The sequence below is a fragment of the Paenibacillus tabacirhizosphaerae genome, assembly GCF_040812395.1.
In the GTDB taxonomy this organism is placed as follows: domain Bacteria; phylum Bacillota; class Bacilli; order Paenibacillales; family NBRC-103111; genus Paenibacillus_E.
This window is the reverse complement of the sequence record NZ_JBFNXH010000013.1, coordinates 112,959-134,180: the sequence shown is the minus strand read 5'-3', so window position 1 is coordinate 134,180 and position 21,222 is coordinate 112,959. Positions and strand designations below refer to the sequence as shown.

21 protein-coding genes are annotated in these 21,222 nt (G+C 46.5%); 1 reads left to right on the top strand and 20 read right to left on the bottom strand.

The features are described from left to right. Nucleotides 1-18: 18 nt before the first annotated feature. From ABRS97_RS20835 to rsgA, 17 genes are all read right to left on the bottom strand, one after another. Nucleotides 19-171 carry a YqzL family protein gene (locus ABRS97_RS20835; protein ID WP_367817153.1) on the bottom strand — a complete coding sequence of 51 codons (153 nt, stop codon included), beginning with the start codon at nucleotides 169-171 and terminating at the stop codon, nucleotides 19-21. Between the two features lie 104 nt (nucleotides 172-275). After that, a complete protein-coding gene (gene era, locus ABRS97_RS20830; RefSeq protein ID WP_367817151.1) occupies nucleotides 276-1,175 on the bottom strand; it encodes a GTPase Era in 900 nt (299 codons plus the stop codon). Continuing rightward, nucleotides 1,172-1,591, bottom strand: coding sequence for a cytidine deaminase (locus tag ABRS97_RS20825; RefSeq protein WP_367817150.1), 420 nt, complete (start codon nucleotides 1,589-1,591; stop codon nucleotides 1,172-1,174). The genes era and ABRS97_RS20825 overlap by 4 nt, the downstream gene beginning before the upstream one ends. A 23-nt stretch (nucleotides 1,592-1,614) precedes the next feature. Beyond that, nucleotides 1,615-2,325: a diacylglycerol kinase family protein gene (locus ABRS97_RS20820; RefSeq protein WP_367817148.1), complete on the bottom strand. Its 711-nt coding sequence runs from the start codon at nucleotides 2,323-2,325 to the stop codon at nucleotides 1,615-1,617. Continuing rightward, entirely contained in the window at nucleotides 2,325-2,840 is a 516-nt protein-coding gene (gene ybeY / locus ABRS97_RS20815) for an rRNA maturation RNase YbeY (protein WP_367817228.1), read from the bottom strand. Before ybeY ends, ABRS97_RS20820 begins: the two co-directional genes overlap by 1 nt. 120 nt (nucleotides 2,841-2,960) lie before the next feature. Beyond that, nucleotides 2,961-5,189 (bottom strand): HD family phosphohydrolase, encoded by a 2,229-nt coding sequence (locus ABRS97_RS20810; RefSeq protein ID WP_367817226.1) that lies wholly within the window; start codon nucleotides 5,187-5,189, stop codon nucleotides 2,961-2,963. A 39-nt stretch (nucleotides 5,190-5,228) separates the two neighbouring features. Then, nucleotides 5,229-6,194 carry a PhoH family protein gene (locus ABRS97_RS20805; RefSeq protein ID WP_367817146.1) on the bottom strand — a complete coding sequence of 322 codons (966 nt, stop codon included), beginning with the start codon at nucleotides 6,192-6,194 and terminating at the stop codon, nucleotides 5,229-5,231. Between the two features lie 6 nt (nucleotides 6,195-6,200). Beyond that, complete coding sequence (gene yqfD / locus ABRS97_RS20800) at nucleotides 6,201-7,394, bottom strand: sporulation protein YqfD (protein WP_367817144.1); 1,194 nt, start codon at nucleotides 7,392-7,394, stop codon at nucleotides 6,201-6,203. Nucleotides 7,395-7,442: 48 nt separating this feature from the next. After that, entirely contained in the window at nucleotides 7,443-7,721 is a 279-nt protein-coding gene (gene yqfC, locus ABRS97_RS20795; protein WP_367817143.1) for a sporulation protein YqfC, read from the bottom strand. A 195-nt stretch (nucleotides 7,722-7,916) separates the two neighbouring features. Then, the gene (locus ABRS97_RS20790; protein WP_367817141.1) at nucleotides 7,917-8,381 is read right to left on the bottom strand and encodes a hypothetical protein; all 465 of its coding nucleotides are present in this window, start codon (nucleotides 8,379-8,381) and stop codon (nucleotides 7,917-7,919) included. 63 nt (nucleotides 8,382-8,444) lie between these two features. Next, the gene (gene floA / locus ABRS97_RS20785) at nucleotides 8,445-9,428 is read right to left on the bottom strand and encodes a flotillin-like protein FloA (RefSeq protein WP_367817139.1); all 984 of its coding nucleotides are present in this window, start codon (nucleotides 9,426-9,428) and stop codon (nucleotides 8,445-8,447) included. 66 nt (nucleotides 9,429-9,494) lie between these two features. Beyond that, nucleotides 9,495-10,154 (bottom strand): NfeD family protein, encoded by a 660-nt coding sequence (locus tag ABRS97_RS20780; protein WP_367817137.1) that lies wholly within the window; start codon nucleotides 10,152-10,154, stop codon nucleotides 9,495-9,497. Nucleotides 10,155-10,303: 149 nt separating this feature from the next. After that, nucleotides 10,304-10,747, bottom strand: coding sequence for a GatB/YqeY domain-containing protein (locus ABRS97_RS20775; RefSeq protein WP_367817136.1), 444 nt, complete (start codon nucleotides 10,745-10,747; stop codon nucleotides 10,304-10,306). 8 nt (nucleotides 10,748-10,755) lie between these two features. Beyond that, nucleotides 10,756-10,929, bottom strand: a complete 174-nt coding sequence (rpsU, locus tag ABRS97_RS20770) for a 30S ribosomal protein S21 (RefSeq protein WP_010491812.1) — start codon at nucleotides 10,927-10,929, stop codon at nucleotides 10,756-10,758. Nucleotides 10,930-11,041: 112 nt separating this feature from the next. After that, the gene (locus ABRS97_RS20765; protein WP_367817134.1) at nucleotides 11,042-11,392 is read right to left on the bottom strand and encodes a histidine triad nucleotide-binding protein; all 351 of its coding nucleotides are present in this window, start codon (nucleotides 11,390-11,392) and stop codon (nucleotides 11,042-11,044) included. Nucleotides 11,393-11,489: 97 nt separating this feature from the next. After that, the gene (locus ABRS97_RS20760; RefSeq protein ID WP_367817133.1) at nucleotides 11,490-12,956 is read right to left on the bottom strand and encodes a methyl-accepting chemotaxis protein; all 1,467 of its coding nucleotides are present in this window, start codon (nucleotides 12,954-12,956) and stop codon (nucleotides 11,490-11,492) included. Between the two features lie 464 nt (nucleotides 12,957-13,420). Further along, nucleotides 13,421-14,482 (bottom strand): ribosome small subunit-dependent GTPase A, encoded by a 1,062-nt coding sequence (gene rsgA / locus ABRS97_RS20755; RefSeq protein WP_483312485.1) that lies wholly within the window; start codon nucleotides 14,480-14,482, stop codon nucleotides 13,421-13,423. Between the two features lie 196 nt (nucleotides 14,483-14,678). Between rsgA and ABRS97_RS20750 the strand changes: the two genes are divergently transcribed. Further along, the gene (locus tag ABRS97_RS20750) at nucleotides 14,679-16,601 is read left to right on the top strand and encodes an FAD-dependent oxidoreductase (protein WP_367817131.1); all 1,923 of its coding nucleotides are present in this window, start codon (nucleotides 14,679-14,681) and stop codon (nucleotides 16,599-16,601) included. Nucleotides 16,602-16,741: 140 nt separating this feature from the next. On the opposite strand, the gene ABRS97_RS20745 is transcribed toward ABRS97_RS20750, so the two are convergent. The 3 genes from ABRS97_RS20745 to ABRS97_RS20735 form a co-directional block, all read right to left on the bottom strand. After that, entirely contained in the window at nucleotides 16,742-17,158 is a 417-nt protein-coding gene (locus tag ABRS97_RS20745; RefSeq protein WP_367817129.1) for an exosporium protein C, read from the bottom strand. 113 nt (nucleotides 17,159-17,271) lie between these two features. Further along, a complete protein-coding gene (locus ABRS97_RS20740; RefSeq protein ID WP_367817127.1) occupies nucleotides 17,272-18,546 on the bottom strand; it encodes a hypothetical protein in 1,275 nt (424 codons plus the stop codon). Nucleotides 18,547-19,182: 636 nt separating this feature from the next. Beyond that, a complete protein-coding gene (locus tag ABRS97_RS20735) occupies nucleotides 19,183-21,135 on the bottom strand; it encodes a stalk domain-containing protein (RefSeq protein WP_367817125.1) in 1,953 nt (650 codons plus the stop codon). Nucleotides 21,136-21,222 lie beyond the last annotated feature (87 nt).

Here is a 21,222-nt window from a genome sequence, read left to right as displayed (position 1 = left end):
GCCGCTCAGGACCTGATATCAGGCTTCCAGCCCTTCAAGCGGCTCTTCGTTACTTTGATCCTCTTCCTGTATATCCGTATCCATTCCAGGTTCTACGGTCACATGTTTATACAGTAGGTAAGCATCTACATCACCGGTCATTGAAAAATACTTCCACGAAAAGTCTTTCATGTGCAGCATCCTCCCCATCGATCGTGATAGACATAGGATGGTACGGAGGAGGTTTATCTATGCCTTGCAATTACTGGTATTGCGCATTGCCATAACAAGACTGATTATTCGTGGCGGAAACCGAGATCACGCAGAACGCGGTCTTGATTCCGCCAATCCTTTTTGACCTTGACCCATAGCTCAAGAAATGTTTTGGAACCCAATAATGTTTCGATATCTTTGCGGGCTTGTTTTCCGATCTCTTTGAGCAGACTGCCCTGCTTGCCGATAATAATTCCTTTTTGCGAGTCTCTTTCGACGTAAATAACGGCAGAAATACGAACCAATCCGCTTTCTTCGACGCGCATATCTTCAATCTGTACCGCGATGGAATGCGGAATCTCCTCCCGTGTCAGGTGGAGAATTTTCTCACGCACAAGCTCCGCGCAAACGAATTGCTCCGGATGGTCGGTAATTTGATCAGCAGGATAATACTGCGGTCCTTCCGGTAAATAGCGAACAATTTGCTCCAGCAAGGTTGTTACATTATTGCCTTTAAGCGCTGAAATGGGGATTATTTCGGCAAAGTTATAGAGGTCTTTATAACTAACGATAATTGGCAGCAATTCTTCCGGCTGAACGCGATCAATTTTGTTTAGAACCAGAATGACCGGTGTTTCCACATGTTTCAGCTGCTCAATGATGTAGCGATCGCCGCCGCCAATGCCTTCGGCAACATCGACAAGAAACAAAATGGCATCGACCTCTCCCAGCGTACCGTGAGCAACTTTGCTCATATAATCGCCTAGTTTAGAAGTCGGCTTATGAATACCCGGTGTGTCCAGGAAGACGATCTGGCCATTGTCCGACGTGTAAACACCATGAATTTTATTGCGCGTAGTCTGCGGCTTGTCCGACATGATAGCAATTTTCTGTCCGATAATTTGGTTCATCAATGTCGATTTGCCCACATTTGGACGCCCGATAATGGCAACGAAGCCTGATTTAAACTCTTTTTTGGTCACTGCTTTTCCTCCATTGAATGCAAATCTTTTGTTGTGAAAGCACCTGGCAATAACTCAGCGACAGTCGTCTGTAAAAAGTCGCCCTTTAGATTCCCCAAATATACGGGCATGTCCGGCTTGCAGAGCTCAACGAGGACTTGTCTGCAAACGCCGCACGGTGAAATCGGCCCTTCGGTATCTCCCATCACAGCAATCGCTTGAAAAGAGCCTGCTTGATTCCCGTCAGCAATGGCACGGAATAACGCCGTTCGCTCAGCACAATTCGTAGGCCCGTAAGCCGCATTTTCTACATTACAGCCGTGATGCACATGACCGTCCGCTCCCAGCAGCGCGGCACCCACTTGAAATTTTGAATAAGGCACATAAGCTTTTTTCATTGCTTCTGCAGCCTGTTGAATGAGTTCTTTAGGATCCATAGACACCATCCTTTCTGTTTATACTACCATTCCAGCCTATGCAAACAAATAAAAGCGAGAATGGTTACTACGGTACCAATCATTGCCCCCAGCAATAAAGCAGGGAATGCTCTCGTCTTTTTATCATATAAAATCATAAAAATAAGTGCAGATAGCGTATAAGCAAGCAGCGCCACAATCGTCATCTCGACGAATATCGCAATAACTGTAGACGCTGCAAAGGCAAGCGCGGCCAGCAAGCTGGGTCGCACGAGCTTCCCTTTATCAGAAAAACGCGTCTCAATAACAATGACAGTAAGAATAACGAGTGCGATCAACACCCAGATCGTCCCGGCTGAAACGGGCGTATCCTGCAGCTTCGTCTTGTGGAACCAGTAATCAATCGGCTCGTAGAAAACAACCATTCCAACGATGACGGCAAAACCCGCAGACACCAAGACGGACGCCGCGGCGACGTCCTTCGCAATCTTGGCAAGCGGGTGCCGGTCAGGCATTGCCAAATCCACCGTTTTTTCCACGGCTGTGTTGATAAGCTCCGTGACGATCATTAAAGTGACGGCTAATAAAATAAACAAGATATCCGTTCTGGGCAGCTGAAAAAACAGGGCAGCCAGTAAAACAAGAAAAGCAACGCAAAAATGGAATTTCATATTGCGCTGCGTATCAAGGGCATATTTGATTCCTTCGTATGCATACCGGAAGCTCCTGCGCCATTTACGGAAGCCGTCTGTCATTAGCGAGTCAGACCTGCTTTCTGCAAAATATCCTCCTGCTTGGCAAACATGGTTTTCTCTTCCTCATCGGTTTGATGATCATAGCCAATCAGATGCAGGAAGCCATGCACGAACAAGAATCCTAACTCGCGCTCAACGGAATGCCCGTACTCTTCTGCCTGGGCAATAGCGCGAGGCACGGAGATGATAATATCGCCCAAGGGCTCGATGAATGCTTCCGAGGCAGCCTCATCCTCATCGCCGGCTTCTTCCCCGTCCTCGTAATTGATTTGGATCTCATCTTCGCCAAACTCACTCATAGCGAAGGAAAGCACATCGGTAGGTTTGTCCATGTCGCGATATTGCTTGTTCAGCTCATGAATCGCTTCATCATCAACGAACGTAAGCGCTACTTCCCCTGCTGTTACACCTTCCAGCTCGCCTGCCAAGCTCAGCAATTCCTCAAGCTTTTGGATAAATTCGGGAGTGATCTCTTTGTCGTCTTGCTCGCTGCTCCATTCCAGCGTTAAATCCACACTTGCCATTGCAGCCGCCCCCTTCGAGTTTTCGCCAGAAAACTGGCTTCGTAAGCATGAGCTTAAAGATTTCGCCAGAAAATTGGCTTCGCAGCTTAAGCTCAGAATTTTTTATCAGCATTAGCTCCCCGTCTTTTTCGACGCCAGCTCATTCGGATATTCAATCCTTGAATGAAAAATGCCAAGCAGCGTTTCATTTAACGTTTTGGCGATCGTGTCCAGTTCCTTCAATGTTAAATCACATTCGTTGAATTGACCGTCGTCCAATCGTGATTTAATAATTTTGTGAACCATCGAGTCAATCTGCTCTAGGGTTGGATTGCGCAGGGATCGAACTGCTGCCTCGACACTGTCGGCAATACCAACAATAGCCGCCTCTTTCGACTGCGCCTTGGGTCCCGGATAGCGGAAATCCTCCTCGCGGAACGTCTTGTCATTATCCTCAGATTCGGCCAGTTTCAAGGCCTTGTGATAAAAATAATGCAGCAGTGTCGTTCCATGATGCTGCTCAGCAATGTCGCGAATAGGCTTAGGCATTTTGTAGTCCTTAAGCATTTCAACACCATCGCGCGGATGGGCAATAATAATCGATTTGCTCAAATTCGGATCAATTCGATCATGCGGATTCTCAATATTCGTTTGATTTTCGATAAAATAGCTCGGACGCTTGGTCTTCCCAATATCGTGATAATACGAGCCGACCCTGCACAGCAGCCCGTCAGCTCCAATCGATTCCGCAGCCGCTTCCGACAGGTTCCCAACCATCACGCTATGGTGATACGTACCTGGCGTTTCGGTTAGCAGCTTGCGCAGCAAAGGATGATTCGGATTGGACAACTCCACCAGTTTCAATGGGGAGAGAATGCCGAATGCGACTTCGAAAAAGGGGAGCAGCCCAATAACGAAAACAACCGTGAGAAGACCGCCTGCCGCAGCGAAGGAAAGCGACATGATCGCCTCCTTCTGGATGAAGTGATCTTCCATGAGCATCATGGCTGTAATCGTCAGCATCGAGAAGAAGGAAATCATAAGTCCCGCCTTCAGAATCGTTGCCCGTTGGCTCGCTCGCTGAATCGTAAACACAGCGCTAAAACATATGACTAAACTGACCAAACCATAACGAAAATCAAAAAGCAGCACATGCTCCGTATTAAAAATAATACTCGCCATTAAAGCAAACAAAACGGAGGAAATGAAAGCAATATGGGCGTCCAGCAGTATGGCGATTAAAATGCTTCCCAATGCCGTCGGAGCCAAATAGCCAATATACGGATAGTCCAAGTTCTGGCCCAGAGAAATAATTTTCATGCCAATAATATTAATGACAAAAATAAGAATAAACATTACAAGCTGAGAATTGTTATAAGTAATCGGCTGAGAACTCTGTCTCACGAACATGTAAATCACAAAAGAGAGCAAAGTCGCTAGTATCGCTAAACCTAACTGCGGGAGATGATTCGCCTTATCTTTCAGCAGCTCAAGCTTATCCAGTCTTGCATAGATCTCATCCGTGATCTTATCGCCAACATTCACCAACACTTCATTTTTGTTGATATAGACTGGCTTCACGCTTTCTCTAGCTTGTCCTTTGGCATCATCCGTACCCTTTTGGTCAAAAAATTTATTTGGCGTTATGACAGCCCGCACAATCTCCGTCACTAGTTCTCTTGACGTATTTTTCGTGAGATTCGAAGTATTCACAAGCTCTGCTACTTTCGCCCTCGCCGTTTGCGCGTCAAGAATCTGATCGTTCATCAGCTTCGATACAATTTCCTTGGTAACAGGCAGCATTGCCGTCAAGTCTTCCTTGGTCAAACGGGGAAGCTTGAAGTAAGCTTCTTCCGGCAAAGGGTACTGCTGTTCAGCAAGCCCCTGCTGCACTTGTTCGAGCAGCGAATCATTGTATTGACCGCTTTCGCGCAGCGATTTAATCGATTGATTTTCCAAATCGTTAATCAACTGCGGAATGACTCGGCGGTAAATGCTCACCTTGTCGTCGAATTTCACTTCTTCATCTGCGTTAATTTGCAATAATTTATCGAAAATAGCATCAATGAGCGCATCATTCTTCAAATTCACAACCCGATAGACAGGTTGAACGCGTTTGGCGGCATCTTCTTTCGCCTGTTCGGTAGCGACAGCATTCTCGATTTGTCTGGGTGCGTAGATCGTTTTCTCGCTGGTCGCGCCTAGCTGAATATCATAGACTTGCGGGACAAGCTTAGCATATAACGACATATAAAAAATGAGCGCGAGCAGGAGAAACAACACCAAGCGTACCCATGTGCTGTATTTCCATCCGATCAGCTGGTAATGAAATTTGCCTTTAACATGCACTTCATTTTTCATCACGGAGGTCATTCCTCTCTACATATCCACCGAGCAGGTTCATTTATCCTTTTCTTCGTTATAGGCCACTATAATTTTCTGTACGAGCGAATGGCGAACAACGTCCTGCTCATCAAAATGAATAAAGCCAATTTCCTCAATATCGCGAAGTATTCGGTTTGCTTCCACAAGACCGGAGTTCTTGCCGCGAGGCAAATCAATCTGAGTCACATCCCCGGTAATAACCATTTTGGAGCCGAAACCAAGACGGGTTAGAAACATTTTCATCTGCTCTGGCGTCGTGTTCTGCGCTTCATCCAAAATAATAAACGAGTCATCCAGTGTTCGACCGCGCATGTAGGCGAGCGGAGCGATCTCGATTAATCCTCTTTCAAGCGACTTCGCTACTTGATCTGGGCCTAACACATCGTTAAGAGCATCATACAATGGGCGCAAATACGGGTCAACTTTTTCCTGCAGATCGCCTGGCAAGAAGCCCAGGCTTTCCCCTGCTTCAACAGCTGGCCGTGTAAGTACGATTCGTTTGACCGCGCCTTCTTTCAGTCTCGTCACCGCCAGTACGACAGCCAGATAGGTTTTCCCTGTGCCTGCCGGGCCGATACCAAAGACGATGTCTTTCTTCTTGATCGTGGCCACATACTGGCGCTGTCCCATCGTCTTGACGCGGATCGGTTTCCCCCGATGGGTAGTTGTGATTTCGCCTTTGAACAAATCGAGCAATTGGTCCGCTTTCATTTGTTTCGCAAGTTCCACCGCATATTGAACATCGCGTTCTGTCAGTGTGTAATTATTGCGGATAAGCTGCAAAAGAACCTCAAAAAGCTGCTGAAGGGAGTTTACTTCGGCAGCAGCGCCTTGAATCGTTATTTCTTCTTCACGAGTAAAAATCTGCGCTTGAATTTCACGCTCGATCAGATGCAGAAACTTGTCCTGCGGCCCGAATAAAGCAAGCCCTTCAGCCGGATTTTTCAATGTTAATTTCACGGATTGCGCGTTTTCTACCAACAGGCCTCATTCTCCTCGTATCACAATGGGTTGTTCTTCAGCGATATTTTCTTCCACTTCAAAATGCACTTCCATATAAACTTTACCATTCTCTGTTTTCTCATGCAAAATTTTTTCGCCGGCCATGCGAGAATCCGTCCCCGCAGCCTGAAGCAATTCGGCTCTCGCCTGCTCTAAACTGTTCTTCTTGACAGTCGCTTCTTCGATGGGCTCTTCCGTATAATGAACCTCCATGACCTTCTCATGAAGCCACCCGATCGGCAGAGTAAAAGAGCGCCACTCCAACGTTTTGCGTTCAGAAAGTGTTTCGTATTTCTCAAATAGAAGCTTGCCGTATCCGCTTACCTGCAGCGCTCTTGTCCCAAAAACAAGATAATTGCGGGCTTTGGATTCTCCTGTGAATGCTTTATATGTTTTCGTTAAAGGCGCTTCGATTCGGGAGGTATACCACACAATCCCTCTCACCTTCCCGTTTGCTACCACAACTTGATTGTTCTGCTCGTCGCCGATGACCCCTGAAATGAGCACATCGCCTTTTCTCACATAGGTGTTCGGCTTAACCATAGGCCTGCCTTTCACCGATAAAATTTCAGTTACAAGCGCATTTTTCGATGCAACCAAATTTCGGGGATTCATCAGCGGCCCTTTATCCGGTATCGTCGCCTCCACGACTTTAATCGTAACATGCGTACCGCGAATTTCGACACCGACCCAAGCAGCATTCGGCAGCATTCCCTGAATTTCGCGCGATAGCTCCTCTGTATTTTTCAATCTAAATTTCCATTGGAATGTATGAATCCCTTGTTTGGAAGCTGCTTGCAGGATGTCCGCCTCTGCGATTCGTTCATTGCCCTCTACCGATATCTGCCAGACAAGCGAGGACAGGACGTACAGCGCAATGACGAATGCAGCCATCCCGCCTAAGAAAAGCTTGCGCCTGCCCAGCCTTTCCATAAAAAAAGGAAGCCCATGCCGCGACAGGACATGCACTCGACAGCCTGTCCGCTTCAACAGCGGCCGCAGCCGAAAAAAATCCCTTATGAGGATATACATTTCAAGCTTGCTGTCTCTCACGGGCTCGATATCCCACATCGATAATCCGCTTTCCATCATCGGATTAATGATACTGTCACAATCTTTGCCTCGCAATTGTATGCGCACATACCCTCTCAGCCGGGCAATGAAAATCGATTGCTTCATGAGGAAGCCTCCTTAAAGTTTTCGCCAGAAAACTGGCTTCGTAAGCTTTCATGGTATATACTTCACATCGTCGATTCTACCTTCGATAAACACTTCCTCAGGCAGGATCGCACGAATCACCAACTGGTTTCCGCTCACTTCCAGCTTGCCTTTCGTTAATTGGAGCTTCAAGGTTTCGCTTGAGAAATGAAGCACTCCCCGGTGATTCTCCACATAAAGCTGCATATTGCCGATCATCGTGATGCGCGGCAAGTCCTGTACGACATCCTGGGGGAGATCGAGGATTTTAGCTGTGAACTGGTTCCATTTGCGGGTCAAGCGACGCATAGCTGGGCAGTACCCCCTCTAACTAGATGATCATGGCGGCAGGAGCGCGCATAGACTTTCTACCAAATTATGCTGGAAGACCATGATTTATGTGAAAAAGATCCTGCCCCAGCATCGCGCCAGATAGTCAACAGATCAGCACAAAAAAGCCCCGTCTCCTTAAACAGGAGAGGGACCTGAGAATAGACCATTCGATTAACGGCGAAAAGGTTTCTTAGCTCTTGGCGGGCCGAGAATTTCTGACCATATCACACCTTGCAAAATTTGCTGACCTGTTGGTTGGTCGGGAAACAACCCAGGATTGGATAGCGATTCTGCAGGCATTAAAGCACTTTCAGGAGCAATTGAAGCTGTAGAGCCAAATGGCGATTCCTTCTTCTTCGGATTCGTCGAAGCTACCGCCGGCTCGGCGCCAGGTCGCATATACTCGCTCTGCTGCCTTATTGGCTGCATCGGTGATGCTTTGGGACTTGGCGCCAGTTTCGGTCTCTCTACGGGCTTACTCGCGTCCCCAGGACTCCCGCCGAATGAGGGCATTCCCTGCGGCTTAAAAGTTCTTTTATCCGCATGTACCCATTTATTTCTTATTTGGTAGAAGAGCGTCACAAGAATAATCGCAAGGTACCAATGTTTGAACAAGAACAAGATCAACTGTTCCACCGAGCACCCCCTTTAGATTTCTAACAAAAGCTTGTTATCATCAAACGTCAAGTAAACATCCCATTATATCTTATCGTTCTTATCCTCATTTAATTTGCCAAGTGTAGAGCGCATTTGCGTATCGGATTCAATGTTTTTAAGATTCATGTAATCCATCACGCCTAGTTTACCGCTCCGTAGCGCTTCCGCCATAGCTAAAGGCACCTGAGATTCAGATTCGACAACTTTTGCGCGCATCTCGACAACTTTCGCCTTCATTTCTTGCTCAGCAGCCACCGCCATAGCGCGTCTTTCCTCTGCCTTAGCTTGAGCGATCCGTTTATCAGCTTCCGCCTGCTCGGTTTGTAAGTTTGCCCCAATGTTTTTACCTACATCTACGTCAGCAATATCGATAGACAGGATTTCAAATGCAGTTCCCGCATCCAAGCCTTTGCCCAGCACCGTTCGGGAGATCAAATCAGGATTTTCCAATACATCCTTATGCGAATCGCTGGAACCGACAGTTGTAACAATCCCTTCCCCGACACGAGCAATAATCGTTTCCTCGCCTGCGCCCCCAACTAAACGGTCGATATTGGCACGAACCGTTACCCGTGCAATAACCTTGACTTCAATCCCGTTTTTCGCAACGGCGGATACATTTGGCGTTTCAATCACACGAGGGTTTACGCTCATCTGAACAGCCAACAATACATCGCGCCCCGCGAGATCAATAGCTGCTGCACGTTCAAATTCCAAATGAATTTTTGCACGGTGCGCTGCAATCAACGCGTTAACAACGCGGTCTACATTACCGCCTGCAAGAAAATGGCTCTCAAGTTGATTAATACTTAGATCAATGCCCGCTTTGGTGGCCTTAATCATCGGGTTTACAATTCTACTTGGCGTCACGCGGCGAAGCCTCATAGCGATTAATGTAATAATGCTGATGCGCACTCCCGATGCGAGTGCCGAAATCCATAACATAACTGGCACGACGCTTAGTAAAATGGCAAGCGCAATAATAATGACCGCCGCGAGAAGCAAGAAATACAAGCTTGGTTCCATAAAAGTAAATCCTCCTCATAGTTCGTTAATTAAGTTTTCGAAAAATTTACTCATAGCCAATTTCACTTACATCGACTGATCGATTTCTCTAACGACAACCCGCGTTCCCTCAACTTGTATGACAAGAACGGATTTGCCATTCGCAATAAAGGTCCCATCTGCAACGACATCGACCCTTTCTCCACCGATTTGGGCTGTCCCAGCTGGCCGCAATGGAGTCAAGGCTTCACCTTTCATCCCAACGAGATACGAATGATCAGGGCTGGAAATAAACCCCTTTTCCGTTGTCAACTGTTCTTTCAAAATAAAACGATTCCAAATGCCGCGATGCTTAAAGTATTTAATGGCGAATGCGATCGCGATAACAGCGATCAACAATGCTACGCCTAGCATGATGGCTGCTTCTTTGGGATCTGATGCCGCCATCAGAACTCCGCCAAATAGGCAGATTGCGCCTAACACACTTAAAATCCCGAAGCTAGGTACAACGAGTTCTAAAATCAAAAGCACGATACCAATGCCGAAGATCGCCAAATCGCCAAAGCCTGCGTAACCCGCTAAATAATAACCTAAAAAATAAAGCGCGAAACCGGCAATTCCTGCTGCGGCTAGCAGACCGCCGCTGAAAAAAAGCAGTTCCAGCGCAATGCCAACAATACCAACCACCAAGAGTACGGTTGCGGTAACCGGATGAGTCAGAAAGGCAGATAAATGATCAGCAAACATTGTCGTTCACTCCCTCCCTTAATTTTTCTCAGATCGTTTATCAATACTATGTACGTTTGAATAAGAGAACTGTTTCGTTTCCTTGGTAAAAAATAACAAAAGACCAGGAGAAATTACTTTCACCTGGCCTTTTCATACATATTTTCATTTTAGCCTAACAATTGTTGAACCAACTGATTGATAAGTTTACCATCAGCGCGTCCTTTTACCTGAGGCATTAATGCCGTCATCACTTTGCCCATGTCCGCTTTGGAAGAAGCACCAACTTGCTGGATGGTCTGCTGTACAATGGCTTTCACTTCTTCCTCAGAAAGCTGTTGCGGCATGTACTCAGCTAGAATAACAAGTTCTGCCTTCAGGTTGTCGGCCAGATCGTCTCTGCCGGCTTTCGTAAATTCTTGGAGGGAATCCTTACGCTGTTTGATCTCACGAGTAAGAACATCAAGCACTTCATTGTCATCTAAGGCTCTCTTCAGATCTATCTCTGAATTCTTGATAGTAGAACGAACCATACGGATCACAGAGAGTTTGAACTTGTCCTGACTCTTCATCGCTTGCTTCATATCTTCGTTCAATCTTTCGCTTAAGCTCATGTTGCCTCCTAGAACTTTCTCTTACGAGCAGCCTCTGACTTTTTCTTACGCTTAACGCTAGGCTTCTCATAATGTTTGCGTTTTTTAACCTCTGCTAGAACGCCATCCTTAGCGATGGAACGCTTAAAGCGACGAAGTGCAGCATCTATAGTTTCGTTCTTGCGAACTCGAGTTTCTGACACCAGTTTTCCCTCCCTCCGAACAGACCGTCCAAGACAAAGCGGTTCATCAAATCTCATTATAGGTTATAGTAATTAGAGTGTCAATCTGAAACTCACCAAGATTTTTTCTACCTTAGTTTGCGACTCCTAATGGAGCCAATTTGGCCCCTCCCATAAGATGATAATGGAGATGATGTACGATTTGTCCTGCGTTAGCTCCTATATTAGTAACAACGCGATAACCCGATTCTTCGACGCCTAATTCGCGAGCAATTTGCTGCGCGGCTTTCTGAATTTGACCAAGCACAGCCCAATCTTCCGAGGATGCAGCATCCAATGAAGGAATATGCTTTTTAGGAATAATCAGCACATGAATCGGAGCGCCTGGTTCAATATCGTAAAAGCCAAGCACCTCATCGTCTTCGTAAACTTTCTTTGAAGGAAGCACACCCTCAACAATTTTGCAAAAAATACAATCGCTCATCGTCTACACACTCCTACACATCGATAAAAACATCGCTACTTTATATTTTATCGAAATGCGAAAAAAAAAGCCAGTTTACCAATCTGTTTTTCATGGGCTAACTGTCAATCCATTCCTGTGCCAGATCAAGCGCCCGCTTAAAGCGTGATCGACCTTGATTAATCAGTGATTGCTGCGCTTTTTCATACTCACCCTGAAGCACCCATTTCGCATTCTGTTCCTTGACTTCATGAAAGGATTGCCAAGCCTCCTGCAACTTTCGAAAATATTGCAAATCTTCAGGCCTCATACTAGCGCCCGAAAGCTTCGCCGTACAAATTTGCAGCTCATTTTCAAGCACTGTTTTTTCTTCGTACCAGAGCCGGGAACGAACCTGATCACGGGATTCAATCATTTCCACCATAACAGCGCGGATACCGATTGCACGTTCAATCCAGGCATCCACATATGTTTTAAGCGGATGTGCATGGGCCGTTTGGGGCAGCTTGAACTGGGATACAGCTGATCTCAGCGACAAACTGCTGCGCCGCGCACCACGTATAGTTTCATTCATGGTTACGATACCGCGCTGCTGCAGCTCTGCGGATGCCAGCACTTCTTCGCTTCCTGCGGCTATCTGTTCAAACAGAGCGGACGTTCGATGCACCGTATCCGATACAGCCACAGTGCTGTCAGTAACGTCCGATATGGATTGATCCACGCTGTTTATACGGACGCACAGTCTTGTAATAAAAGCCTCCACCTTGCTGTACCGCTCGAATCCCTTGTCCATGACTTCCGCACCTGATTCGGCAGTATCCTTAATTCCATTTACGGAATTGGCGAGTGTATGCGCATAAGCATCTATGGTATGCAGATGTTCGCTGATATGTGAGGTTGCCATCTTCGATTGGACGGCAAGTCTGGATATTTCTTGCGCCACCACTGCGAATCCTTTGCCGTGTTCACCGGCTCTGGCAGCTTCAATATTGGCATTCAATGACAACAATTGCGTCTGGCCTGAAATCTCTTCCACCATTTTCGTTATTTCCGCGATTTTACCCAATGCTACGTTAAATTGCCCCATAGCTGTATGCATCTCTTTACTGTCTGCACTCAAATGACGCATACGTTCAGCCGCATCAGCGATTTCCTGCTTCCCTTCAACAAGCTCGTCCGATACACCAACCGCCCCCGATACAACGATTTCATTGTCGCGGCGTATTTGACCCAAGAGAGAGTGAATCTGACTCATTTGTGAAGCAGCTTCTTGGATCTGTTCAGCGGAATCTTGAATGCCTATTGTAATCTCCCGAATGGTGCTTGTCACACCTTCAACCTGATGAGAGATTGTGTCCGAGGAGGATCGAATAATCTCCATTTGATCATCCAGCTGTGATGAGGAACGGTCAACAATGCGAATAAGCGACTTCAAGCCCTGCGCGGTTTGATGTACCAAATCCGTGAACGCACGCTTCTTGCGGGGAGGCTCACTCTGTAGAATGGTCAAATCCCCAGAAGCTAACCGCGTGAGCAGTTCTGTTGAATGCTGCTTTGAAGAGGTCGAAAAGGAAATCATTTTCATAGAACTTCTCCCTTATGTCATATTTATGTTCACTTTAAAACGAAACACCAATATGTATGTAATGTTTTATTACACAATAATATAGCAATCTCTGCTGATTAAGACAATAAGTTTTCGAAAATATCCCAACTTCGGATTTTTATGTGACACTCAACTAACATGTATTGCGATAAACACTCAAACTAACGGGAAATTTGCACTAAATTCAAGCGTTAGGAAGTGAGGAAAGCAAAAAACGCCACGATTCATTCACCGTGACGCTCCCAAGTTAATATTTAGTAATATGTCAATATATGGTAACGCCAACAACCCTGCTAGCGGCACTACACAACGTACAAATCTTCGCCTAGGAACCCATAACCCGGACAAGAATACGGAAAACCATAGTATGGATACGCATACTCTGCCAACCGCATATTCATCTGTAGACAGATGGCTACTTGGAGCTGAAGAAATAGGCTTAATTAGCGATTGCGCTGACTTTTGGCCGCCTGATGGATCTTCTTCCATTTCGCTTTCTCGGCTGCTTGAAGCCCTTTATCTTCTTTACGCGCCAAATAAGCGAGTTCTTTTTGAAGCTTAAGGTAGCTGTTGAAGCGTTCCTGCTCAAGATCCCCCGTTAGGAGCGCCTGTTTAACGGCGCACCTGGGTTCGTTCTCATGTCTGCAATCTTGATAGAAACAATTAGCTCCTAGTTCTTCGATATCTTGAAAAGAAGCACTAAGCCCCTCGGAAGCATCCCACAACTGCAGCTCACGCATACCCGGCGTGTCGATCAGTATCCCTCCCCCCGGCAATGCAATCAGCTCACGGTGCGTCGTCGTATGTTTTCCTTTATCGTCGCCGTCGCGAATATCGCCGGTTTCCAAAATTTCCTTGCCATAAATGCGATTAACTAACGTGGACTTCCCGACGCCAGATGAGCCCAGCAGCGCAACGGTCTGGCCTTTGCCTACATAAGCAGCCAGTTCCGTTAGGCCGCGATTCTCGGCAGAGCTGATAATATGAATGGGAACGCCAACTGCTATCTCCGCTACCTTTGCGGCTTTGGCTTCTGAATCCTGGCATAAATCCGCCTTGCTCAGAACAATAACCGGATTCGCGCCACTCTCCCACGCCAAAACGAGATACCTTTCGATTCGCCGCACATTAAAATCAAGATTTAACGCAGTAACTAGAAATACGGTGTTTACATTCGTAGCGACTATTTGTTCATCTGTGACTTCGCCTGCTACTTTGCGGGAAAACTTACTCTTGCGCGGCAGAACAACATGAATCGTTGCCCGCCGTTCCTCTGCGCGTACAGAAAGCGCAACCCAGTCTCCTACGGCCGGATAATCCTCGCGACGCATGGCCAGATGGCGCATCTTGCCGGATACTTCAGCCAACGCTTCACCTGTTTCGGTTTGGACGCGGTACATATGTTTATGCTCTAAGGAAACCCGCCCCACACAGTATCCTTCTTGTTTATAGGGTTCAAAAGCTTCTTCAAAAAAGGGATTCCATCCCAAATCTATTAGGTTCAAACGTCGTATTCATCCTTTCCTGTGCATCTAACCCAAAGTATAGACTGAAGCATACGGCACTACACGGGAAACAATCGTTGTAAATTATTTTTTCTCCTTTATCAAAACAGGCTTAACAACGGTCAATTCTATTGTAGACTGACAGTCTAATTAGGCATATAATAAAAATAAATCGTGGTTGGAATGGAGTGAGCCGATGAGTCAGTTCATGAGAGCTTCCACCCGCAAAAAGCGGGATATGATGATGGAAGCCGCTTTAACCATGTTTATGGAGAAAGGGTACGAGAACGTATCCGTAGACGACATTATTGCTTCAACGAGTACGTCAAAGGGAACCTTTTATCACTATTTCAAAAGTAAAGACGCCATTATTTCAGCCATCTACAGCAAACAAATTGAATTGATCAGAGAATGGGTGAAACAGCCTCCTTCAAGGGTGCAATCGCTTGAAGGTCATATCAACCGGTTATTTGTAGACTTAGCGTCCAACATTTGCCAATATCCTAGGCTCATCCGCAGTTTACAAGCACTAGCTCTACAAAACGACACGGTCAAAGCGGAAGATCAGCTCCAAATGCGCATACTATCTGAAAGCTTGCTTCATTGGCTGCCTGAACCGAGAAAAATCGATCTGCTCGTAGGTATGTATCAAGGAACCATTCTCAAATGGTGCATCCAGGATAACGAAGATTTACTCTCCATGATAAGAAGCAACTTAGCCTGGCTATGGGCTGGCCTCCGTTCTGAGGAGCCCTACGCACAACTGCAGGTAGAACCAGTCCCCAAGGAGGAAAACAAAATGAAAGTAGCGATTATTGGCGGCGGCTTGGCCGGATTGACCGCGGCAGCTTATTTATCTGAAAATCCGCATGTTGAAGGTATCTTATTCGAACGTAGTCCGCAGCTTGGCGGGCGCGCGTTTACTTATGAAAAGGCGGGCTTTACCCTTAACTATGGCGCCCATGCCGTTTATGGCATCGACCGCCATACCTTATCATCCATGGAAAAAGAACTCGGGCTTTCCTTCAGTTCTAAACAGGTGGATAAACGAAAAGTGTTTTATGCCAAACATAACCAATTGACTCCTGCACCGCTAGACGCCATAAACCTACTCAGAACGGATCTGCTTAACACAGCTCAAAAAGTTCGTTTCGTAGGTGAAATTGCCGCTATCATCGCTAATATTCATAATTTGAAAAACTACGCAACATTGGCTGACTACTTAGCGGAATCGAATGCCGATGAGGATGTAAAAGAGTTGTGGGAACATCTCGTCTGCTCCAATTTCTTCATCGCGCCGGAAGATGCGCGCAACGTGTCCGGCGCAGTCATCAGTGAGTATTATCACAACCTGTTTCTTTCCAGTAAACCGGTGAACTACGTGCTAGGCAGCTGGGCGGTTATCACCAACCAATTAAAACAAAAAATGACTAGTTCCGGCAGATGGGAACTCGCTATTCAAGAAGGCGTTGACAGCCTGCGCTATGCGGATCGCAAGTTTATTTTGCAAACGAAAAACCGTGAAGAAGCCTTTGACAAGGTTATTTTCGCGATGCCGGTGCAACAGGTTGTGAAGCTGCTTAAAGCCACCGCATGGGAGCCATTCCTTGCCCCGTACGAATCGAATACGGCAACGGAAGTCATGGTGTATGATGTTGGACTTAGCCGCGTAGTCGCCAGACCTTTCAGCTACATCAGCGATATGGACAACAAACTGTTTATCAGCGACGTTTCGGCAACGGATCATACGCTCGTGCCAGAAGGCGGGCAGCTGCTGCAAGGTATCGCTTACTTGAGCGACCGTTTCGACAATGAGGAAGAGCGTAAAGCCTACCTGGAGAAAAAGACACTCCAAATGGAAGCTCTGTTCGATATGCATTATCCCGGCTGGCGCGATGTTACAGCGGTTAAACGGGTTTCAAAGAAGGCGATGGTTTCCAGCGTGAAAAACATTGCTTCCAACAACCTTTTGCCTACTCGCGTGGAGAATGTGCCCTTCTACTTCTGCGGAGACGGTTGCACAGGCAAAGGCGAACTTGCAGAACGCGCATTTTCCAGCGCCCGCAGCGCAGCCCTGTCCATTGTCGAAGAAGTCCAGCATGCGCTTCAAAACGCTTAATCAACAGCAAAAAAAGAGACCCACAGCAACGGGCTGGGGTCTAAGGTTATATATTTAAAAGGGGGTCGAGTTTTATTATAAACATGTTTCATTAATCTAAGATGAAAATTAGATTTCATTCCGATTACAAATAAAGTGAATTAGATTGCATCGATGACTAGTGCGCTAAGATTCAGAGGACCTATCACAGTAGCAGACAGGCCTGGTGTCAAAGACTCGACGGATAACGTATAACCATGGGAACCGAGAGGCGCAACGACATCAATTGCTTGCAGCGTAATCAGATAGTATTTTTCATAGCCCGATTCCAATCCTTGACGCCCGTAGTAGATTTCTTGAGCATCGCGGAAAATACGGAATAAAATGCTGCCTGTACCTGCATCGGCTCGCACACCCACAGTTGCTTTCAGCTCGACGACATTGGGGAATGCGCTGGTAATATTCACTCTGACTGCGGCAATTCCAACTCCTGCCGGCGTTTGAGGGACTGGGATTTGTACACCGTCGGTAACAGGGGTGACAGTAACACCTTCGTAGCTCAAAATTTGATTTGCCATATTCTATCAACTCCTCTCTTTGAAGATACTATATGTTATGAGAGTCATAGAGAGATAGATTGGACAAAACCATTAATTGCATGGTGCAAATGAGCACATTTCTCTTAAATGAACTAATAATCGTAAATAACATCTCGAGATAGAGAGAAGAAATATGTGTTATTACCGAATTGCACATCTGCCGTATGCGTTAATCGCATGTATGCATAGGTATAGTATGATTTCACCGCCGTCCCCGGCTGAAATCTTGCATGATATGGAGGATTAGTCAATTGCCAATATACGGTTTCCTCCGAATTCGTGAGCTTCTGCGAAGTAAAACTAAGGTCTCCATAACTGCTTGAATACCAAGAAACATTCCAAGGCAGCTTAACTGGATAATACCTCCACTCGCCATCTATGATTCTCGTATTGCTATCCAAAGGCCCCCATCCAGCAATGTCATCTTTCTGATAATAGGGAAGTTGGTGATATACGGCCAATTTTTTACCATAAGCCCCGTTATAACTATCTAAATACACGCTATCGTTGATGTAAAAAAGATCGTAATTGCTTCCTGTATCATGGCTGAAATTTCTATTTAAACTCCATTCGCTATAAAGCACCGATGCAATCACAGAAGCTCCTTCATAGTTTACATATAAATAATTCGCGTCGGTTCCTGTCAAGACGACAGCATCCGGTTCCGGTTCGGGATTACACTTCATACAAGGGTAGGGTCCATCGCCATCGCCTGGGGGGAGCATAGAGGCAACAGGTTCTCTATGTTTTCGTGCAATCATACTGACTGCGGAGAGCACAGATTGAATGCCTTCGTCATGACGAAGGGCAGAAGAAGTACTGGCGCCTTCTTCACCAGCTAATGTAATTTGTCCCATAAATAATTGATTCAAATGCCCATCTTTTTTTATTCCGAAAATTTGCAAATCTTTTACTTGCTTATCTTTGATTATTTTCTCTTTATTTTCAGGTACAAGCGTTATCCCAAACAAATGTTCGGCTGTAATAACTTTTATATGTTGGCCATACAAAAAAATCTGCTTTCCTTGATCGTACCAAGCTTTCACGGATTCTTGCAGGCCTTTAACTTCCAATAGTTCCCGTTCATTTACAGCAATCGTTCTCGGGGTATCACCGACTCCTTGCAGCAGACTTTTTATGGAATCGGAATCTTGATAAGAAGGTGACAGTTCCAGAAGAGCTTTTTGAAGTGTCTCATCCGACTTCCCTTTTATTGCTGTCAAACGCTCTATGGATTCCTTTGCTTGGCTATCAATGATCAACAATGGCGTCTTAGTTGCAGGAAGTTCCTTGCTTTCAGCCGCATGAACGGACGACATGCTAAATAGTAAACTTAAACAAATCAAGATAAATAACGTTTTATTCATTTTATGGACGTTCAATTCGCAAGAAGTAGAACCTGAGGTTGTGCCTCAGGTTCTTGTTCTAAACCCCTACGTCCAGTCATGGGGAGTGAATTGGGTATGGATTGGGCATGGGTTCCAACCGCTTTTTCCACCCCATACCCATTCCCTTTCTGCTCTACTTTGTGCTGCCTTCTTCTTCTCTTCCCCTAACCCGTCTTCCATCCGGTATTCCTATCCATGAACACCCCTATAAGAGTACGATTCCAGGTCCATTTCGCCTCCGCAAGCTTCGCAAAAAAGGTGCTGCCGGACCGCCTATTCCCCTTGCACAGCGATATCGACGGAACTACGGAGCCTTATTCCACGATAACGTCCCTTTTCTCCTCCTGAAGGGGAACTAGGGTGCGTTAAATGAGCGAAACGGTGCCTACAACCCAGCATTTCCTGCTCATAACGCACGGTAGTTCCGCGAAATGTCCCTACAACCGAAAGTACCGCCTCTTAACGCACCCACGTTCCGCTCACCCGTGCAAAAGACAAGCAATAACAGATCAAGGCGGCCTGACGACGGAGGCTATCTGTGAAAAAGACCCTTAGTAGTAACTAAGGGTCTCCAAGCTTTCCGTTTTTGATATATCCTCGAGTAGGCTGATCTCGTCATGGTTTTGTCGTCATGGTCACCGTCCGTACAGCACCGTCCCAAGTCACATTGGCTCCAAAAGCCTCCCCAACGAATCTCGCAGGTGCAACCGTGAATCCATTCACCAACTGCGCTGCCTCGTCTAATTGAAAAGCTTTCCCGTTCTTATAAGCGGTAGTCTGGCCCAGCGATAACTGGAGGGTTGTGCCGCTTTTTCTAGCTGTAATACTATGAGAAGCCGCATTATATTCTACAGTTGCTCCCAGAGCCTCAAAGATGGCGCGAAGCGGAGCCATTGTCGAGCCGTTCACGATAACAGGCGCTTGCTCAAACTTCCGCTCTTCTCCATCGATAACAATGGACACCTGTGAGGCAAGTTCGAAAGAACGAACAGCAACAAGATGATCCGATTTGTTGTATACACGCAGCTGAATCACGGAGTTTTCCGGAACTTGCCCCGCTTGCAGCTCCAATCCGTAAGGCATTTCCGTCTGTGACGCGATGACGCGGCCATTAAGTAGATACTCCACTTTAGCTATGTAAACATCGGGTATTTTCACAAAAGGAATCACCTTTGTCTGCTTCGTAAATGTTTGATGCCTGTCATCAATGGGCACATAACCTATGCCATCCGCCGGTTTAGCGCCTTGTGACACCTTCGACAGCAAATAAGGATTAGCGATTAGTTTGCTGTAATAGTTTTGTATAGCAGGCGAGTCGCTTAACGAATAGTCGTTCTTCGCATTCTCCATTTTTTGATCAACATTAAAATAAGTGATGGCTTTTAATCTCGGATATTTATAAGGCATAATCTCGTATAATCGTTGCAAATTGAGCTTGGCCCACTCCGTAAAATCCTCATCCGCCGAATGAGCGTAGTGCGGGACACCCGTTTCACTTAGCATTAGCGGCTTACGGTCCGCATAGGTGCTGTAAAGCCTGGCTAATCGCTCAACGCTGCTAGTCGCAATCATCGAGGGCAAGGAAGGATCACCATTCTCATAAGGTTCAATGTATAAGCTAACTCCCACCCAATCGACATAAGCATCACCCGGATAGTAAGGGTCGATATCGTTCGCTGGCACGTCCCCTGGACTCCATACCATCGCAATATTAGGAGCTTCCTCGGCGAACACGTCATGCAGCATGCGAAACTTCTCGATATACGCACTTGGATTGCCATTCCACGGCACCCATGCTCCATTCATTTCGCCGGCAAAACGCAAAAAGATCGGGATGCCAGCCGTTTTCGCGTCCTGCGCCCATTTATGCAAGTAACTGCCCTCCGACACAGGATCTAACCCGTCATCAGGCTCCCAAGCGATTTGCAAAGCAGCTCCTGCTTCTTTGGCTCTTCGGGCATACGCAGCCGGAAACGCTTGTCCCCAATGAGCATAAGCCAAATAAATGGCGTGCTTTTTGCCATAGACACCTTCTGTTTTTGTAAATAAATTGCCTACTTTAGGGTCCTGTTCGGCATACATGCCAAGGTAAGTGCCGAAAGCAGGCTCAAATTTGGCAAGTTGACCGTTACTAGGAAGTGCTGACGCTTGCAAATCCGTCTGATTCGCCTCTTGACGGTACAATTCTACGGTTGTTCGAATTTGATCTGCCCGCTGCAGCTTCACAGCTCCCCAATCTTTTCCCGCCTTCACCCAATTCTCGTTTTCCAATTCATAATAGCGAATGGCTTGGCCATAGTCGCCAATCTCATCAAAGTAAGCATCCAGCTTACCGTAAAAGAGCGCAGCGTTTTCCCACTCTCCTGTATCGCTGTAATAATTGGCCAAATATACCCAATGTTCCACAGCTCCCGCCCGATTTCCGCTTGCGACGAGAGAATCCGCCAATTGCCAATGATCCCACACCGCATCTGCACGGGCAGGAGCCGGAGCGATTGCCAGACTGGCAGCGAGCACACCAATGGCCAGAGCCTTTATGCCCGGTAGTTTCCTGACGTATTTAATCATGCAAAAAGACACCCCATTCTGTATGACGATCTAGTCTCTGTCAGTTGATACGCCGCGAATGCATAAAAGTAGCACGACCACACCCAG

Excerpts from the sequence above, each read along its gene's own strand:
- ABRS97_RS20835 (WP_367817153.1), bottom strand. The coding sequence starts at position 171 with ATGAAAGACTTTTCGTGGAAGTATTTTTCAATGACCGGTGATGTAGAT.
- ABRS97_RS20825 (WP_367817150.1), bottom strand. The coding sequence starts at position 1,591 with ATGGATCCTAAAGAACTCATTCAACAGGCTGCAGAAGCAATGAAAAAA.
- ABRS97_RS20820 (WP_367817148.1), bottom strand. The coding sequence starts at position 2,325 with ATGACAGACGGCTTCCGTAAATGGCGCAGGAGCTTCCGGTATGCATAC.
- ABRS97_RS20810 (WP_367817226.1), bottom strand. The coding sequence starts at position 5,189 with ATGAAAAATGAAGTGCATGTTAAAGGCAAATTTCATTACCAGCTGATC.
- yqfD (WP_367817144.1), bottom strand. The coding sequence starts at position 7,394 with ATGAAGCAATCGATTTTCATTGCCCGGCTGAGAGGGTATGTGCGCATA.
- yqfC (WP_367817143.1), bottom strand. The coding sequence starts at position 7,721 with ATGCGTCGCTTGACCCGCAAATGGAACCAGTTCACAGCTAAAATCCTC.
- floA (WP_367817139.1), bottom strand. The coding sequence starts at position 9,428 with ATGGAACCAAGCTTGTATTTCTTGCTTCTCGCGGCGGTCATTATTATT.
- ABRS97_RS20780 (WP_367817137.1), bottom strand. The coding sequence starts at position 10,154 with ATGTTTGCTGATCATTTATCTGCCTTTCTGACTCATCCGGTTACCGCA.
- ABRS97_RS20775 (WP_367817136.1), bottom strand. The coding sequence starts at position 10,747 with ATGAGCTTAAGCGAAAGATTGAACGAAGATATGAAGCAAGCGATGAAG.
- ABRS97_RS20765 (WP_367817134.1), bottom strand. The coding sequence starts at position 11,392 with ATGAGCGATTGTATTTTTTGCAAAATTGTTGAGGGTGTGCTTCCTTCA.
- ABRS97_RS20760 (WP_367817133.1), bottom strand. The coding sequence starts at position 12,956 with ATGAAAATGATTTCCTTTTCGACCTCTTCAAAGCAGCATTCAACAGAA.
- ABRS97_RS20750 (WP_367817131.1), top strand. The coding sequence starts at position 14,679 with ATGAGTCAGTTCATGAGAGCTTCCACCCGCAAAAAGCGGGATATGATG.
- ABRS97_RS20745 (WP_367817129.1), bottom strand. The coding sequence starts at position 17,158 with ATGGCAAATCAAATTTTGAGCTACGAAGGTGTTACTGTCACCCCTGTT.
- ABRS97_RS20740 (WP_367817127.1), bottom strand. The coding sequence starts at position 18,546 with ATGAATAAAACGTTATTTATCTTGATTTGTTTAAGTTTACTATTTAGC.
- ABRS97_RS20735 (WP_367817125.1), bottom strand. The coding sequence starts at position 21,135 with ATGATTAAATACGTCAGGAAACTACCGGGCATAAAGGCTCTGGCCATT.